This is a genomic window from Mesorhizobium salmacidum (SeqCode) (assembly GCF_037179605.1).
GTDB classification, from domain to species: domain Bacteria; phylum Pseudomonadota; class Alphaproteobacteria; order Rhizobiales; family Rhizobiaceae; genus Mesorhizobium; species Mesorhizobium salmacidum.
The window spans coordinates 69,242-84,536 of record NZ_JAPYKS010000012.1 but is presented as its reverse complement, the minus strand read 5'-3'; the positions used below and the strand labels follow the sequence as shown (position 1 = coordinate 84,536).

Annotated in this window: 18 protein-coding genes; 4 read left to right on the top strand and 14 right to left on the bottom strand. The window is 62.4% G+C overall.

Annotated features, from left to right (window positions below):
* The 3 genes from O7A60_RS17580 to O7A60_RS17570 are packed head-to-tail and all read right to left on the bottom strand — an operon-like array spanning nt 1 to nt 2,464.
* Nucleotides 1–675: a DUF1028 domain-containing protein gene (locus tag O7A60_RS17580; protein WP_337107311.1), complete on the bottom strand. Its 675-nt coding sequence runs from the start codon at nt 673–675 to the stop codon at nt 1–3.
* A gap of 5 nt (nt 676–680) precedes the next feature.
* Nucleotides 681–1,145, bottom strand: a complete 465-nt coding sequence (locus O7A60_RS17575) for a RidA family protein (RefSeq protein ID WP_337107310.1) — start codon at nt 1,143–1,145, stop codon at nt 681–683.
* A 44-nt stretch (nt 1,146–1,189) separates the two neighbouring features.
* A complete protein-coding gene (locus O7A60_RS17570; protein ID WP_337107391.1) occupies nt 1,190–2,464 on the bottom strand; it encodes a flavin-containing monooxygenase in 1,275 nt (424 codons plus the stop codon).
* Nucleotides 2,465–2,850: 386 nt separating this feature from the next.
* On the opposite strand from O7A60_RS17570, the gene O7A60_RS17565 reads away from it, so the two are divergent.
* Nucleotides 2,851–4,470, top strand: coding sequence for a GMC family oxidoreductase (locus O7A60_RS17565; protein WP_337107309.1), 1,620 nt, complete (start codon nt 2,851–2,853; stop codon nt 4,468–4,470).
* Between the two features lie 115 nt (nt 4,471–4,585).
* Here the strand turns inward: O7A60_RS17565 and O7A60_RS17560 are convergent, their stop codons facing one another.
* The 3 genes from O7A60_RS17560 to O7A60_RS17550 form a co-directional block, all read right to left on the bottom strand.
* A complete protein-coding gene (locus tag O7A60_RS17560; protein ID WP_210241538.1) occupies nt 4,586–5,344 on the bottom strand; it encodes an ABC transporter ATP-binding protein in 759 nt (252 codons plus the stop codon).
* 122 nt (nt 5,345–5,466) lie between these two features.
* Nucleotides 5,467–6,270 carry an ABC transporter permease gene (locus tag O7A60_RS17555; protein ID WP_140748272.1) on the bottom strand — a complete coding sequence of 268 codons (804 nt, stop codon included), beginning with the start codon at nt 6,268–6,270 and terminating at the stop codon, nt 5,467–5,469.
* A gap of 93 nt (nt 6,271–6,363) precedes the next feature.
* On the bottom strand, nt 6,364–7,347 hold the full coding sequence (locus tag O7A60_RS17550; protein ID WP_337107308.1) for an ABC transporter substrate-binding protein: 984 nt from the start codon (nt 7,345–7,347) through the stop codon (nt 6,364–6,366).
* A gap of 459 nt (nt 7,348–7,806) precedes the next feature.
* On the opposite strand from O7A60_RS17550, the gene O7A60_RS17545 reads away from it, so the two are divergent.
* Together O7A60_RS17545 and O7A60_RS17540 are read left to right on the top strand one after the other, a co-directional pair.
* The gene (locus O7A60_RS17545) at nt 7,807–8,223 is read left to right on the top strand and encodes an HD domain-containing protein (RefSeq protein WP_027144822.1); all 417 of its coding nucleotides are present in this window, start codon (nt 7,807–7,809) and stop codon (nt 8,221–8,223) included.
* 245 nt (nt 8,224–8,468) lie between these two features.
* A complete protein-coding gene (locus O7A60_RS17540) occupies nt 8,469–8,726 on the top strand; it encodes a hypothetical protein (protein WP_140504669.1) in 258 nt (85 codons plus the stop codon).
* A gap of 165 nt (nt 8,727–8,891) precedes the next feature.
* Here the strand turns inward: O7A60_RS17540 and O7A60_RS17535 are convergent, their stop codons facing one another.
* The 8 genes from O7A60_RS17535 to O7A60_RS17505 form a co-directional block, all read right to left on the bottom strand.
* Nucleotides 8,892–9,110: a hypothetical protein gene (locus O7A60_RS17535; RefSeq protein ID WP_337107307.1), complete on the bottom strand. Its 219-nt coding sequence runs from the start codon at nt 9,108–9,110 to the stop codon at nt 8,892–8,894.
* Nucleotides 9,111–9,254: 144 nt separating this feature from the next.
* Complete coding sequence (locus O7A60_RS17530; protein ID WP_415926831.1) at nt 9,255–10,595, bottom strand: PQQ-dependent sugar dehydrogenase; 1,341 nt, start codon at nt 10,593–10,595, stop codon at nt 9,255–9,257.
* 5 nt (nt 10,596–10,600) lie between these two features.
* Nucleotides 10,601–11,014: a DUF2231 domain-containing protein gene (locus O7A60_RS17525; protein ID WP_337107305.1), complete on the bottom strand. Its 414-nt coding sequence runs from the start codon at nt 11,012–11,014 to the stop codon at nt 10,601–10,603.
* Between the two features lie 498 nt (nt 11,015–11,512).
* Nucleotides 11,513–12,052: a Crp/Fnr family transcriptional regulator gene (locus O7A60_RS17520; protein ID WP_415926829.1), complete on the bottom strand. Its 540-nt coding sequence runs from the start codon at nt 12,050–12,052 to the stop codon at nt 11,513–11,515.
* Nucleotides 12,033–12,281 carry a hypothetical protein gene (locus O7A60_RS31970; RefSeq protein WP_415926828.1) on the bottom strand — a complete coding sequence of 83 codons (249 nt, stop codon included), beginning with the start codon at nt 12,279–12,281 and terminating at the stop codon, nt 12,033–12,035. Before O7A60_RS31970 ends, O7A60_RS17520 begins: the two co-directional genes overlap by 20 nt.
* 166 nt (nt 12,282–12,447) lie before the next feature.
* A complete protein-coding gene (locus O7A60_RS17515) occupies nt 12,448–12,612 on the bottom strand; it encodes a hypothetical protein (RefSeq protein ID WP_337107304.1) in 165 nt (54 codons plus the stop codon).
* 262 nt (nt 12,613–12,874) lie between these two features.
* Complete coding sequence (locus tag O7A60_RS17510) at nt 12,875–13,858, bottom strand: aldo/keto reductase (protein WP_337107303.1); 984 nt, start codon at nt 13,856–13,858, stop codon at nt 12,875–12,877.
* A 16-nt stretch (nt 13,859–13,874) separates the two neighbouring features.
* Complete coding sequence (locus tag O7A60_RS17505; protein ID WP_337107302.1) at nt 13,875–14,030, bottom strand: DUF1127 domain-containing protein; 156 nt, start codon at nt 14,028–14,030, stop codon at nt 13,875–13,877.
* On the opposite strand from O7A60_RS17505, the gene O7A60_RS17500 reads away from it, so the two are divergent.
* Nucleotides 13,959–15,131 (top strand): LysR family transcriptional regulator, encoded by a 1,173-nt coding sequence (locus tag O7A60_RS17500; protein ID WP_337107301.1) that lies wholly within the window; start codon nt 13,959–13,961, stop codon nt 15,129–15,131. The two genes, O7A60_RS17505 and O7A60_RS17500, sit on opposite strands and share 72 nt — an antisense overlap.
* Nucleotides 15,132–15,295: the final 164 nt, after the last annotated feature.

The window sequence follows — 15,295 nt, the reverse complement described above, 5'->3', positions numbered from 1 at the left end:
CTACTCGTCACCGGGAACGCCGTAGCTCGGCGCGCCAGACGGATTGAGGGCGCGCGTGACATAGGCATCAAGCTGGGGCTTGTAGATATCCCACAGCATCGCCAGCTGCTCGATCGGACACTCCTCGCTCCAGTCGCAACGCAGGTCGGCGACGGGCCATGAGACATCGCGCACCAGTTTCATGCCGGCGGAGCGGACAGGTCCCGCCTCGCCGCCGGCCTCGAGCGCCGCTCGCATGGTGGCGATCAGCCGGTCACCGATGTCGCCTTCGGAGGCGAGAAAGGCATCCACCATGGCTTGCGGAACCCTATCGCTGGCAAGCAGGTTGCCGCCGCAGGCGACGTCCTCGCCGCGCGCCTCGGCCCAGATGCCGAGCGCTTTCGGCCCCGAATGGATTGCGCTGCCGCCGGCCGCGTCGACCGCCAGAACCTGCCGGTATTCGCTGAAAGCGGCCGTACGCTTCAGGATCGCGACGGCCTCAGTGGCGGAGGCGCCCCGCGCCATCAGCTCCAGCGCTCGTGGCCCGAGCGCCGGGTCCGTGACGTTCTGGCTGGCAACCGCCCCGACGCCCGCCTGCGCATAGGCGCAGCGGGCCGCCACCGCCGGAGATGACGAGGATACCGCCACTCCGAACATGCCGGTGCGCCGGCACCGTGCGACGATGGAGAAGGTCATGGCGCTCAGTCCGGGATGATGGTTGCGCCATCACCCCGGATGATGGCTGTGTCATCATCCGGAATAACTGCGGTGCCGTCGATCTCGACCAGCCATTCCGGTCGCGCCAGGGCCGACACGACGAGGCCGGTCGAAACCGGATGCACGCCTTTGATGTATTCGCCCATCGTCCGGTAGACGGCTTCGCGATGGCGCACATCAGTCAGGTAGATCACCACCTTCACCAGATGCTCCATCGTCCCGCCGCATTCCTCGATGAGCTGCTTGATGTTCTGCATGACCTTGTGGGTCTGATCGACCGGATCGTGGCTCTCGATGGTGTTGGCGGTGTCGAGATCCTGCGGACACTGGCCGCGCAGATAGATCGTGCGGCCGCCCCGCGTGACGACCGCCTGGCACAGATCGTTGTCGAGCTTCTGCTCGGGATAGGTATCCTTGGTATTGAAGGTGCGAATTCGCGTATGCGCCATGTTGGTCTCCATCAGGTCGGGCTCGCAGCTGTCGTCGGCTTTGGTCAGGCGTCCACGGCCTCGCGCTTCGCGGCGGCATGGTAGGCCAGATATTTGCGCTGCGTCGAAATGCGGTCGGCCACGTGCTTGGCGTCGTGCCATACGCCCCAGATGAAGCTGGAACCTCTTCGCGACTGCCAGGGCAGCCCCAGGAAATAGATTCCTGGCTCGATCGAGACGCCGCGGTGGTGCCTGGGCCGGCCCTTCTCGTCAAAGGCGTCGACCTTCAGCCAGCTGTAGTCGGCGGCAAAGCCCGTCGCCCAGATGATCGCCGCTATCCCGGCCTTGGCCAGGTGCAGTTCGCCGATCGGATTGGTCATGCATTCCGGATCCGGTTCGATCCGGCGGGCAGCGGGCTCTTCCGGAAGGTCGAGACCGTTGCGCGCGACATAGGCGTCGGCTTCATCCAGCAGCGACATCAGGCTGGCGTCGCCGCGAGCAATGTTTTTCGCAAGATCAGGCGCGAAGCTCATCAGCCCGTCCTGGTATGTCCTTGTCATGCCGACCAGGGTAAGCCCCTGCGCCGCCAGCCGGCGGAAATCGATCGTTTCACCGCCGCGCGCGCCGCTCACCGCGATCGTGACATGTTCCGTGCCGGGTCCTGGGGTTTCGAGATCCCATTTGCCGAGAACGCCCAGCCACCAACAGAAGTCGCGCCCGCGATAGGCACGCGGCGGGCGGTCATGCGGGCCGACCGAAAGATAGACGCGCCTTCCCGCGCGCTGGAGCTCGTCCGCGATCTGCACGCCCGATGATCCCGCTCCGACCACCAGCACACCGCCCTTTGGCAATTTCGCGGGATTGCGGTACGCGCTGGAATGGATTTGCAGGATGCCAGCCTCCTCAGGGACAACAGGCGGAATGACGGGGGTCTGGAACGGTCCGGTGGCGGCAACGACGCTGTTGGCGTCGATCACGCCATCGGACGTCTCGACGCGGAAGCCGGGCCTACCGACATTTCTTTGCACGAGTTTGACTTCCACGCCGCTGCGGATCGGCGCATCGATCTGCTTGGCGTAAGCGACAAAATAGTCGGCGACCTCGTCCTTGGAGGGAAAGCCGTCGGGAGCCGTCCGCGGAAACTCCATGCCCGGGAAGCGATCGTGCCAGGCCGGGCCGTTGGCAACCAGGGAGTCCCATCGCTGCGTGCGCCAGCGCTCGGCGATGCGGCCACGTTCGAGGACGAGATGAGGCACTCCGCACTTGCTCAGGTGCTCGCTCATGGCCACCCCCGCCTGGCCGCCGCCAACGACAAGCGTGTCTATCGTCTCAACCGACATGCCCAGTCCTCTTCTGACCATTCGACAGCTCCCGCCGCACGGATGAAACCGATTTCCGGCGGCTGGCGGATGCAGCCCCGGGTGATCCATTTCACCGTATTCCAGACAGGCCGCGCGTCATCCGGTCGTCTCGTTATTGGCGCTCACAAGTAGCAGCACGTGCCGGTGGGCGCCCATAACGAATCTCCGAAGTCACGCGTAACCATTTCCGAATTTCTCACGCCGATAGACGCATCTACAGTTTCAGCGGTCGGACCCGCAGCGCCGCACGATGTGGCGGGCGAAGCCGGGCATGTGTCGGCACGGAACTGGTTGCGGAACAGGATGCGCTACCGCAGCGGCCCGTTCCGCAATGCCTCGAGCGCCGGCATCCTCGAGGGGCTGGCATGAAGACCGAGAGCTATGATTACATCGTCGTCGGCGCGGGGTCGGCGGGCTGCGTGGTGGCCAACCGGCTGAGCGCCGATCCGTCGGTCAGGGTGTGCCTGATAGAGGCCGGCGGCAGTGCTAACAGCCTGCGGGTAAGGGTGCCGGCAGGCATTCTGTCGCTCTATGGCAACCCAAATTACGACTATTGTTTCGTCGGCGTGCCACAGCCCCATCTCAACAACCGCAGCATTCCGGTCAACCGGGGCAAGACGCTGGGCGGATCGAGTTCGATCAACTCGATGGTCTATATTCGCGGCGCCGCGGAGGACTATGACGAATGGGCAGCGCTCGGCTGCGCCGGCTGGGCCTACAGCGACGTGCTGCCTGTGTTCAGGAAGCTGGAGCGCAACCTGATCGCCCAGGACCCGCGCTATCACGGCACGGACGGCGAGCTTATGGTCGACAATCCGCGTGATCCGAACGTGCTCTCCGGGATGTTCGTCAGGGCTGGCGAACGTGCCGGCCTGCCCGCCAACGAAGACTTCAATGCAGAGAGCCAGTTCGGCGTCGGGATCTACAACGTCACGCAGAATCGGGGCGAGCGCTTCAGCAGCTTCACCGCTTTCATGCGTCCGGTCCTCGATCGCAGGAACCTGACGCTGCTCAGCGCATGCGAGGTGATCGACCTTGTCATCGCCGAAGGGCGCGCGACTGGACTGCGCGTGCGCCATGATGGCCAGCAGAAAATATTCGCGGCCTGCCGCGAGATCGTACTCTGCGCCGGCGCCATCAACTCGCCCAAGATCCTGATGGCGTCCGGCATCGGCCCCGCGGACGAGCTGCGGCAAATCGGCATCACGCCGGTTCTCAACCTGCCGGGTGTCGGCAAGAACCTGCAGGACCATGTCGACGGCATGATCACCGTGCGCTCCAGGAGCACCAGGACGCTCGGCCTGTCGCTTGCCAACCTGCCCCGCATCACGGCAGCGCCCTTCCAGTATTTCGCGCGGCGAAAGGGGATGCTCACCACCAATTATGTCGAGGCCGGTGGCTTTGCGAGAACCAGGCATGCGAACGGCCTGCCCGACATTCAGTTCCACTTCGTGCCGGGCTATCGCAGCCATCGCGGCAGGCTCATCGAATATGGCCACGGCTACGCCATTCATACCTGCGTGCTCAGACCGAAAAGCGTGGGTGAGATCAGATTGTCACGGGACAGTTCTCGCCGCGATGTTCTCATCGATCACCGCTTCCTCGCCGATGAAGACGACGCCATGGTGCTGGTCGAAGGCATCAAGATCGCGCGCAAGATCCTCGCCGCATCCGAGTTCGATCCGGTGCGTGGCAAGGAAATGCTTCCGGGCAAGAATATCCGCAGCGACGACGAGATCCTCGCTTATCTGCGCGCCGAAGCGTTGACCGTCTACCACCCTGTCGGGACCTGCAAGATGGGGACGGACGCGATGGCGGTCGTCGATCCGGCGACGCTGAAAGTGCGAGGCGTGGCTGGGCTCCGGGTCGCGGATGCGTCAGTCATGCCGAAGCTTATCGGCGGCAACACGAATGCGCCAAGCATGATGATCGGACAGAAGGCTTCGGAGATGATCCTGGGCTCGGCGCATCACGGCGAAAGGTAGGGATCCGCCCCGCCTTTCGAATGGGTCCGCTCGACGTTTGGTAGCACGCTGTTTTCCCAAAAACCGCCGCAGACCCTCGGGTCGAGCCCGTGGGCATGCGTTTGGGCGACGTGCATCAATGATCCTCGTCGATCTCGTCGTGTAAAAGGCCGAGGATGCGGCGCTTGAGCGCGATGAACTCGGGTTCGAGGATCACGTCCATCGAGCGCGGCCTGGGGATGTCGACCTTGATCTCGGCCTTGATCTTGCCGGGCCTGGCCGTCATCACCAGGACGCGATCGCCCAGGACGAGCGCCTCGTCAATATCGTGGGTAACGAACAGCACCGTCTTTTGCTGCCGCTCCCAGACGCGCAAAAGCAGTTTCTGCATGGTGCCGCGCGTCTGGCTGTCGAGAGCGCCGAAGGGCTCGTCCATCAACAGAACGGCCGGATCGTTGGCAAGGGCGCGTGCAATCGCGACGCGTTGCTTCATGCCGCCGGAAAGCTGGGCGGGGTAGTGGTCGGCAAAGGGCGCGAGGCCGACTTCGTCTAGATACTGGTCGACGATCTGCTTGCGCCGCCCCGCCGGCAGGCCCTTGCGCTTGGGCCCATACTCGATGTTGGCACGCACCGTGAGCCAGGGAAACAAGGTGTAGCTCTGGAACACCATGCCTCTGTCGGGACCGGGTTCGATCACTTCGCGGCCATCGACCTTGATGCTGCCCGAAGTCGCGTCATTGAGGCCGGCCGCAAGGTAGAGCAGGCTGGATTTGCCGCATCCCGAAGGGCCGACGATCACACAGAATTCGTTCTTGGCCACCTTCAGCGACACATCGTCCAGTGCCAGCACGCCGTTGGCGTCGCCGTAACGCAATGTCACGTCCTCGATTGACATCGTCGTGCCGGTCGAGCGCGTATCGCCGGTCGTCGCGGCCGAGCCGGCCAGATCATTCGCCTTGATGGTCTCGCTCATTGTTACCCTTGATCCGACCGCGGTTTGCGAGGTTGCGTTCAACATCAGGATGCCCATGGCGCGACCCTCGCCCGGATAATGCGGAACGCCGTGTCGGTGACAAGGCCCAGAAGCCCAATCGCGGCGATCGCCATGAAAATCACATCGACCTGGAAGCCTCGCATCGCCTTCAGGCTGATATAGCCGAGACCGCTGGACGCGGCGACGAGCTCGGCCACGACCAGATAGGTCCAGGCCCAGCCCATGGTGACGCGAAGCGTGTCGAGGATGGCTGGAAGCGCGGCCGGGAAAATGACGTGCCACACGGCTTCGCTGCGCTTGGTGCCCAGAGTGTAGGAGGCGTTGACCAGGTCCCTGGACACACTGCGCGCACAGTCGGAAATCATCACCAGCTGCTGGAAAAAGGTGCCGAAGAAGATGACCGCTATGCGCTGTTCGATCCCGATGCCGATCCAAAGGATGAACAGGGGCACAAAGGAGGTCACGGGCAGGTAGCGGATGAAATTGACCAACGGCTCCAGCGGCGCCTGCACCACCCGGTATGTCCCCATCCACAATCCCAGCGGCACCGAGATCAGCGAGGAGACGATGAAGCCCAGGATCACCACCTTGGCGCTGGTCAAAGTGTGGTAAAAAAGGCTGCCGTCCAGAGACATGCGATAGGTCGTCTGCAGCACGGTTCCAGGCGTCGGGAGGAACATGTTCGGAACGACGCGGCCATAGGACAGCAGGGCCCAGCCGCCGATCACGACCACCCACATCGCCAGCGCGAGTGTTGTTGCCGTGCTGGCTGGAATGTTGGCGAATGGGGTCGTCAGGCGTGTCCACGCCGTCCGCCTTTGTGCCATGGGATGGCCTCCGTTGATGTTCTGAAGCGCGAAGCTCGGGCCTGCCGGGAATCGGGGGCGGCCCAGGCGGACCGACCCCGGTTTCTCGAAGGCTCACTGTTCCCTGATGAAATCGGTGTCGAGGATGGTTTTCGCGTCGATCGTCATCTTGAGCTTGCCGGCCTTGCCCCAGATGTCCTGCGCGAAGTTCACCAGCTCGGACGCCTCGCTCTTCTGCGGCGTGCCGAAGAACTCCAGGTTACGATCGCGGTCATAATAGCGCACACCCTTGGCGCCGGCCGCGAAATCCTCGGGCTTTTCGAGATAGCCGCCAATGCCCTTGGCCATGATCTCATAGGCTTTTTCCGGATTGGTCTTGATGTACTCGACCGCCTTGTAATAGCCCTTGACGAGGGCCTTTACGTCCTCGGGATGCTTTTCGATGAGATCGCATTTGAGGGCGATCACATCCACGATCAGGCCAGGGGTGGTCGTCGAATCGATCAGCACCTTTCCCTTGCCGCCCTTGCGGACTTCGGTGAGATGCGGCTCCCAGGTCACGGCGGCGGGAACCTGGCCGGCGATGAAGGCGGTCGCCGCGTCATCAGCGGTCATGTTGGTGATGGTGACGTCGTCCTCGGTCATGCCTTCCTTTTTCAGGAGCACGTTGAACCAGAACTCGGAAACGGAGCCCTCGTTCAAGGCCACCTGCTGACCCTTCAGATCCTTGAGCGACTTGATGTCGGGCTGCGTGACGACACCGTCACCACCGTGGCTGTCGTCGAGCGCCAGGACGTATTTGAAACAGAGATCGTTCGAGCGGTACTTCATCAGCTCGTCGACCGTGGAGGCGGCGCCATCGAGATCGCCACCGGCGACCGCCGCCATGTAAAGCGCTGATTCTTCTATGACCTTCAGGTCGACATCGACGCCGGCCTCCTTGAAGTAACCAAGGTCGCGGGCAAGAAACAGCGGGCCGTAGCCCACCCAGGTCGTCATGCCAAGACGGATGGCGCCGGCGCTGGCAGGAGCGGCAAGCCCCAGGCCCAGCAGGCCTGCGCCGACCGCGCTCATCAGGCAGTTTCGAAATGTCTTCATTGTCGTGGTTCCCCTATGGCTGTTGCCGGCATCGGCCTGATTCTAGCGGCGTATGCCGGCTCTTGTTTTGGCAGCCGCTCTTGTTTGGGCGTCGCCTCCCAAGCGAGCCTTGCGTGTTCTAAGGTCCGCAAGAGAGCATTCGGGCCGGATCGCAAAAAGAAGTCTTTTTCTGCCCATTGCTTCGTCGAAACCGAAGCGCGGTCGATACCCAATCGGCTGCCTGGTTCTGGCCCTCTTGCCGGTCCATTTCCGCCGGCTCCGTCAACGGAAGCGGCCTCGATGCCATGGCGCTCGGAACCGACGAGCGTCCCGTGCGGGAACTCGCTCCTGCAAAAGGACAGGAACCGACGCCGGCGGCCGGCGTTTTGCTGCCGCGTGGACTTGCCGCACCGCGAAACCAGGGAACGGTGTTAGTGCCTGAAGGCCGCGGCTCGCGGGGGCAAGGCGGAGATGGATGCGATGAGTATTTTCTATCGGGCGGCCAAGATTGCGGAGCAGGCCCATGCATCGCAGCACGACAAGACAGGAGGCCCCTATATCGATCATTGCCGTCGGGTGGTCGACGCTGTCGAGACGATGGACCAGAAAGTCGTCGCCTATCTGCACGACGTTCTGGAAAAAGGCGAAGGCTGGAGCCGGACCAGGCTTGAAGAGGCGGGCTTTGGACCGACGATCGCCGCCGCGGTCGACGCCATGACGCGCAGAGACGGCGAGGACTATTTTGCATTCGTGCGGCGGGCTGCATCGAACCCATTGGCGCTGCCGGTAAAACGGGCGGATCTGACCGATAATATCTGGCAATCGCGGCAGATCGGAGCACCCACGGCCAAATACGAAGAGGCGTTGCGCATTCTTGATGACGAGTTCACCAGGTGACAGGCGCCCGGATGCTGACGGCAATTGAGCCATGGTGTGCGGCATGCGCCGATGCCGTAGCCCGCGATTTTGGGCAAGACGTATGGATTACGGGAGCCAGCCGGTTCGGTTATTTTCGTACAAATGTTTTATCGTGACACGCCGGGCGGGTGGTTTTATGAATCTGGCGATCGATCCCCGTCCGGCATGCCTTCTGGCGCAATGCCTGATCGCCTTCGGGGCGCTTCGAGACCAAGGTGACGCCCATGCGGGAATTGCCGAAAGACATTGACGCCGATGTGGTGATCGAAATCAGCAGATTGCTGGACGACAGCGCACTTTTCGTGCCTGTCCGGGTTCATGAACTCACAGCAAGGGTAAGGCAGAAAGTGAAGACGGGTTTGCCGGATCGTTCGATCGAAGAGCTGATCGTGGAAATGGCCTCCTTGCGTCGGTTGGCCATGGCCTTTGAGCTGCCCGGATCGGAGAATGTGGTGGAAATTCCACAGCGGCTCCTACGCTGACCGATCAAGGTCACGCGCTTCAGTCGGCAGTCAGGATAAGCGATGCCCGAAACACCTGGGCGCCCGCGTCATTGCGCACCTTCGGTGATTTTGACCAGATCGCGATCGGGCATTTCGTCGCGAGCGCCATCCATCAATAACGAACCTAGATGCGCAGCCTTGGGCTCAATTTGCGGTGCTGCCCTCGTCAAAAAGCTGAATGCCCCGCACAGCAGCTTTCTTGGTGATCAAGCCTTTTAGATCGGCATCCGATCGCTCTGTGCCGGTCCGCTCCCGCAGCATGGCTATGGCGGCTTGCATCGACGGGAAAGGGCTGTCCTGCAACTCATCGAGAATGGCGTCCACCGACGCGGCGACATTGGTCGGTTCGGGATTTGTCGACATGGCCGTTCGTCCGTCCGACTCGCCGCCCATATCGGCGTGGCAGGTATTTAAAAGCGCTTGATTTGATGGCTTTTCACTGTACGATTTTTACCAGATCGTGCCAAGATCATCATGCGCCTTGCCTGCGCATACAATCCGAAACGGCTACCGAGGTGCGGCAGTCACGCGCCAGACGGTGTTTCCAACATCGTCCGCAATCAACAAAGCACCGGCCTTATCGACAGCAACGCCCACGGGCCGCCCATGTGCCTTGTTGTCATTGTCAAGGAAACCGGTGACGACGTCCTGAGGCTTGCCGTCGGGACGACCTCCATTGAACGGTATGAAAACGACCTTGTAGCCGTTGAAGCGCTTTCGGTTCCAGCTGCCATGTTCGCCGACAAACGCGCCGTTGCGATAGGATTCGGGCAGATTGGTGCCGGTGTAAAATGCCAGGCCCAGGGGCGCGACATGGGAACTCAGTGCATAGTCCGGGGGGATCGCCTTGGCGACCAGGTCCGGCCGCCGCGGCATCACCCGCGGATCGACATGCTGACCATAGTAGCTGTATGGCCAGCCATAAAACGCGCCGTCCTTGACCGAAGTCATGTAGTCGGGAACCAGATTGGGACCGAGTTCGTCGCGCTCGTTGATAACGGCCCAAAGCGCTCCGCTCTGCGGCTCCCAGCTCAAACCGTTGGGATTGCGCAGCCCGCTTGCGAAAATGCGCGAACGGCCTGTCGCCCTGTCGACCTCCCAGATGGCGGCGCGGTCCTTCTCCGCCTGGATGCCGTTCTCCGTGATGTTGCTGTTGGAGCCGACCCCGACATAAAGCAGCGATCCGTCCGGGCTGGCGACGAGAGACTTGGTCCAGTGGTGATCGATCGGACCGCCGGGCAGCGGCGTAAGCACGGTCCCAGGGGCGGTGATCTTGGTATCGCCTGGCGTGTAGGGATAGCGCACGATGGCATCCGTGTTGGCCACATAGAGGTCGTTGCCGACCAGAGCCACGCCGAAGGGCGAATTGAGATGGTCGAGGAAGACGTTCTGGAGATCGGGCACACCATCGCCGTTCGTATCGCGCAGCAAGGTTATGCGGTTGCTTCCCTCGGTGCCGCCGCCCGATGTCGCCATGGACTCGATCCAGCCCATGATCAGGTCCTTCGGACGTTTGATCGCGGCGCCGGGCGGCGCCACGGACTCGACCACGAGAACGTCACCGTTCGGCAAGGTGTAGAGGGAGCGCGGATGCTTCAATCCCTTGGCGAATGCCTGGATCTGCAACCCCTTCGCAACCGTGGGTTTCTCGTCCTGTTTCCAGCCGATGATCGAAGCGACATGCATCGGCGGAACAAGATATTGCGTCGGTTCAGGCAGTGTCGGGTTCGGCCCGACCTGGCCGCTTGGGTCTGGGTCGTCGTCGCTGCAGGCCGGCAATGCCAGAAGCGATCCGCACAGCAGGACTAACCCCACGGCACGCCGGATGTGTCTGCCGGAAACCTGCATGGCGCTCATTCGACCACCTCCACGGGAGCGCGGCCCGTGCTCCATCGCAGCAGCCACACGAGAAGCAAGACGATCACGGCCGCTGCGGAGAGGATGAGCCCCGTCGGCACAACCGACGTCCAGGCATCACGGCTGTGCACCAGCGCGTTGAAGAGCGAAAGGACAAGAACCACCAGGCTGCCGAACAGATAGACCCAGCGCACTGGGAACATTCGACCGGTGAAGAGATCAACAAGGGCCGCAATTACCGCAAGCGCTCCCATCACCAGACCGCCTAACAACAGCCATGCGGAAAAATCGGTCCACATCATCTCGGCGGTCCGCCAATAGGCGAGGTCGGTCAGCAGCGTGCCGATGAAACAGGCATTGGCGATCGCCATTGGCGCCCGATAGATCGGACGCCTGGTGACCACCGGCATCGATCGCGAATTGACCATGGATTTCTCCGCCCTGCTCCAGATAGCATCTGGGGCTCCAAACAAACCTGGAGTTGAGATGTTCCGGGAACAGTTTGCGTTCAAGGACTTGTGATTGCCTGACCGGTGCCGGCCATGAGCGGCGCCGGCGAGGTGCCGGCATTGCAAAGGGATCTATGGCCAACATCCGCAACGTGAGCGGGGTGACGGTGCCCGGCCAGCGGCGGGAAGTCATGTTCTATTCCGAGAGTGCGATGCGCCAGGCTTGCATGGCACCCCATCGGTGCAAGACAAAGTTCAGCTTCGTACGGTTCTTACCAATCAATTGACCTTTATTGTCGGCCATCGCTAGATCACTAGATTGGCTAGGCGGCATCCACAAACATGCCGCAATGGCCGACGCGAGCTTAGGCAATGTGCCGTCAAACCGGCATTATCGCGCCGGCCATTCCCGCACTTCCGGCCCACAATCCGGGCTACCAACCCCGGCAATGGTGGCGGTCAGGTGGGCGGACGATCCTGCCTGGAAGGGTTCTTTGAACCGAGATCTCCGACCAGCCGACGGTATTGCAGTTCGGGAGCGCCGTAAGAGTCCCGTGCCAGCGTCATAAGACCTTTCCGATCCCGGATCGTGATTTCGCCGCGGCGGGCTCGGATGTAGCCATGGCTCTCGATTGTCTGAAGCCCCACAGTGACCCCAGGGCGCCTGACGCCCAGCATGACGGACAGGAATTCGTGGGTTATCATAAGCCTGTCGCCGATGGTCCGGTCGCTGCACATCAGAAGCCATCTCGCCAGCCGGACCTCAAGGCTGTGCCGCGCGTTGATCGATGCCGTGTAGCTCGTCTGGATGTGGAGATACTGGACGTAGCGCAACAGGAACGGCCGCAAGGTAGGGCTGTCTTCCAAGGCTTCGAGGAATGGCGCGGCGCTCATCCGCAGCGCTTCGCTCGTCGACTGGACGTAACAATCGAAGCTTGCCAGCTCGTCGCCCATGATCAGCGCCGAACCGGTCATGCCTTCAAAGCCGATTATTCCCACCTCTGCTTCCGCCGTCGCCGAAGCCTTGGCCACAACCGATGCGATGCCACTCTCCAGATGCGATGCCACTCTCCAAGAAATAGACGGCCTCGATCTTTTGGCCTTCGTTCTCCAACGGTGATCGCAATTCCAGAAAAACGCTCTTGAGATGTGGCCGCAGCCGCTCGAAATCGCCCGCGCCCATCCGGCGCAACAACTCGCTCCTGGCCTGCAGAACCTTGTGATCCACGAAACGCTCTCCACTTGGGCAAGAGCACTAGGATCTCTCGGCCGGCCGCGCCCCTCGAACGACGGTGGCAAAACATAGACTGTCCCACCCGGCCAGCACTAGGCGGGCGGCCGTGTCGGTATGAAACCGACAGTAGCTGCTGTGGACAAATCGCAGGTTTCGTCGGCTATCGATCCTTCGCCAGAAGGCGAGCTTCCCTGAGGATAGAGGAGCGGTCGAAGCCTATCAGGAACACTATGTCGCGTATCTGCTGTTCCGTAGCGCCCGATTCGCGGGCAAGTGCACGCACGGCTTCGGCCGCTAGACCGGGGCGCTCAGGGTCTTTCGCCATGACATCCTAGCCTCACGCTGGGCAGGAGTGCGATGGTCGCTCCCAAGCGTCAACGCCCGCATCGTGCTGCTGACGACCCCTTTTTGTACGCCTTCGGACTGAACTTGGCGAATCAATTCGAACCGAGCCCGTTCGGGCGCCTAAACCGTGCCCGGTTGTCTTCGCCCAGAAGCTCTTTGCAGATGACATCCGCCGATTTTCAATCGGTATCAGCTCGGTGTGCAGCTCTGCTCCGAGATGATGCGAATTTCGGACTGCAATGTCAGGCGGTCCCGGCGATATTCAGCACGGCGTCGATCTCGGCCATCACCGCTGCCGGCAGCGGCCCTTTTTCCAGCGCACCGAGATTGTCCTCGACCTGCTCGGGCCGCGTGAAGCCGGGAACCGGCAAGGCGATTGCCGACTTGGCGAGGATCCAGCCGAGCGCGCCCTGAGCAAGCGTGCGCCCGCCCGAGGTGAGCAGGTCGCGGATTGCCGCGAGCCTTGACAGATAGTGCGGATTGGCGGCGCCATCCCTGAAAAACACCATCCATTCGGCATTCCCGCCGCGCACGTCATCGGCGGGCAGCTTCATGGCCGGCGTGTATTTGCCGGTGAGCAGCCCCATTGCCAGGGGCAGCCGGCTGAACGAGACGAGGTCCTCGCGCGCCGCAACGGCCATCAGCTCGTTTGCCGGGGTAAACACATTGAAGTCATTCTCCACGGCCACGAAACCCTCGCGCGGCGCGTAGGCGGCAAGCCGCTCGCGGTGATCGGTGCTCCAGCCGAAGCCGCCGATCTTGCCCTCCTGATGCAGCAGGCCGAGCGTATCGAACACCTCGCCGGCGCGCTCGATCGGGTACTCGTTGATATGCAGCAGCGCGACGTCGATACAATCGCGCTGCAGTCGCTGCCGCGAATTGTCGATCGAAGTCCGGATCGCCGCGGCAGAGGCATCCTCGGGAGCGATCTTGCGCGTTTCGGGATCGCCGAAATAGCCGACCTTGGTGACGATGACCGCTTCGTCCTTGCCCCTCAACGCCCGCCCAAGGATCAGCTCGGCATTGCCGGCGCCATAGGCGGCAGCCGTGTCGAACACCCGCGCGCCGATATCATAGGCCATCGCCAATGCGGCTTGCGACCTGACGTCGTCGACCTCGCCATAGATGGTCGCCGTGTCATGCCAGCGCGCCGCGCCACCCGCCGCCCAGGTGCCGATGCCGATGCGCGGTACCGAGCGGCCATCCCAAAGCTTCATCATCTGCATGCCCGCCTCCATTGGCTCAACGACGCAGGCCGGCGTAGCGGGCACGCTCGCGGATTTCTTCGCGAGAAATGCCGGCATCCGCCAGCGTGCTGTCCGGGACATGCCGCAAGCTCGCAAGCGTCTGGCGATAGGCAAGCCAGCGGGCGAAGCGGCGTCGAAATTCATGCAACATGACCGTCTCCTTTGGCGCGCGGAATACCCCTCGTGGTTGATCGAAAGCGCAAAGCATCCGCGCCAAGCGCCTGCGCGATCGAAAGGGTTGCGCTGGCTTCTTGGCCAGCCGAGGCGCTTCTCACTGTTCCGCCAGGCAGGATTGTCCAACACCTCCAATGCCCGCATACTTGCGTGCGATGCCCGCTTCGCGCTACAGCCACGGTCGCAAGGAGTTTTTCATTTCTGCAAAATGGATATCGGCTGGGACGATCTGAGGTTGTTTCTAGACGTTGCGCGGCTGGGTGGCTTGAGCGCGGCGACGGCCACCACGCGCCTCAGCGCGGCCACCCTTGGACGACGCGTCACCGCGCTCGAAAAGCAGATCGGCGAACCGCTGTTCGTGCGTCAGCAGACCGGCTACCGGCTGACCCCGGTCGGTGAAGAACTGCTGCGGCGCGCCGAAGATGTCGAGGCAGCGATGCAGTCGCTGACCCGCTGGCGCGAGGGAAGCCTGCCCGACCGCATTGTCCGCGTCTCGGCCGGGCCATGGACCTCGGCCTTCGTTTGCGCCCATATCGGCGATATCTGGACGGTCGATGACGGCATAAGGGTGGAGTTCGTCACCACCACCGACAGGGTCGACATCGGACGTCGTGCCGCCGACATCGGCATCCGCAGCGAGCGCCCGAACGAACAGTGGCTGGCCGGTCGCCAGAGCGGCAAGGTTGCCCACGCCATTTATGCCGGACGCCAGCTGATCAACGGCATCGCCGCCGGCTTGTTCGTCGGCGTGACCGGCGAAGGGGCAAACGTTGCCTCGGCGCGCTGGCTGCAAGCCCATCATGGCGACCGCATCGCCGTGCGCGGCAACAACAGCCACTCGGTACGCGAACTGGTGGCCGCCGGCGCCGGCCTTTCGATTTTTCCGTGCTTCGTGGGTGACAGCGATCCGCGGCTGGTTCGCGTCGCTCAGCCTATCGCCGAACTCGAAACCGACCAATGGATCGTTACCCATCACGAGGAACGTCACTCCCCGCTGGTCCGAAAAGTCGCCGACCGGATTACCGCCTTGATGCGGGCGCACCAGCCGCTGTTTCGCGGCAAGACGCCGATCCGGTAAGGCCAGCACGATGCCTCAGCCGCAGGAAGCCGTCAGGGTCTTGCGCTTTGCGATGTCTTCCCAGGCGTCATTTGCAGCACAATAGACAGCACAAAATGCGCCATCGCGTGGGATTTCGACGTGCGCGGCCGGATTAGACAGTAAATTCAATTAATTAACGGAAA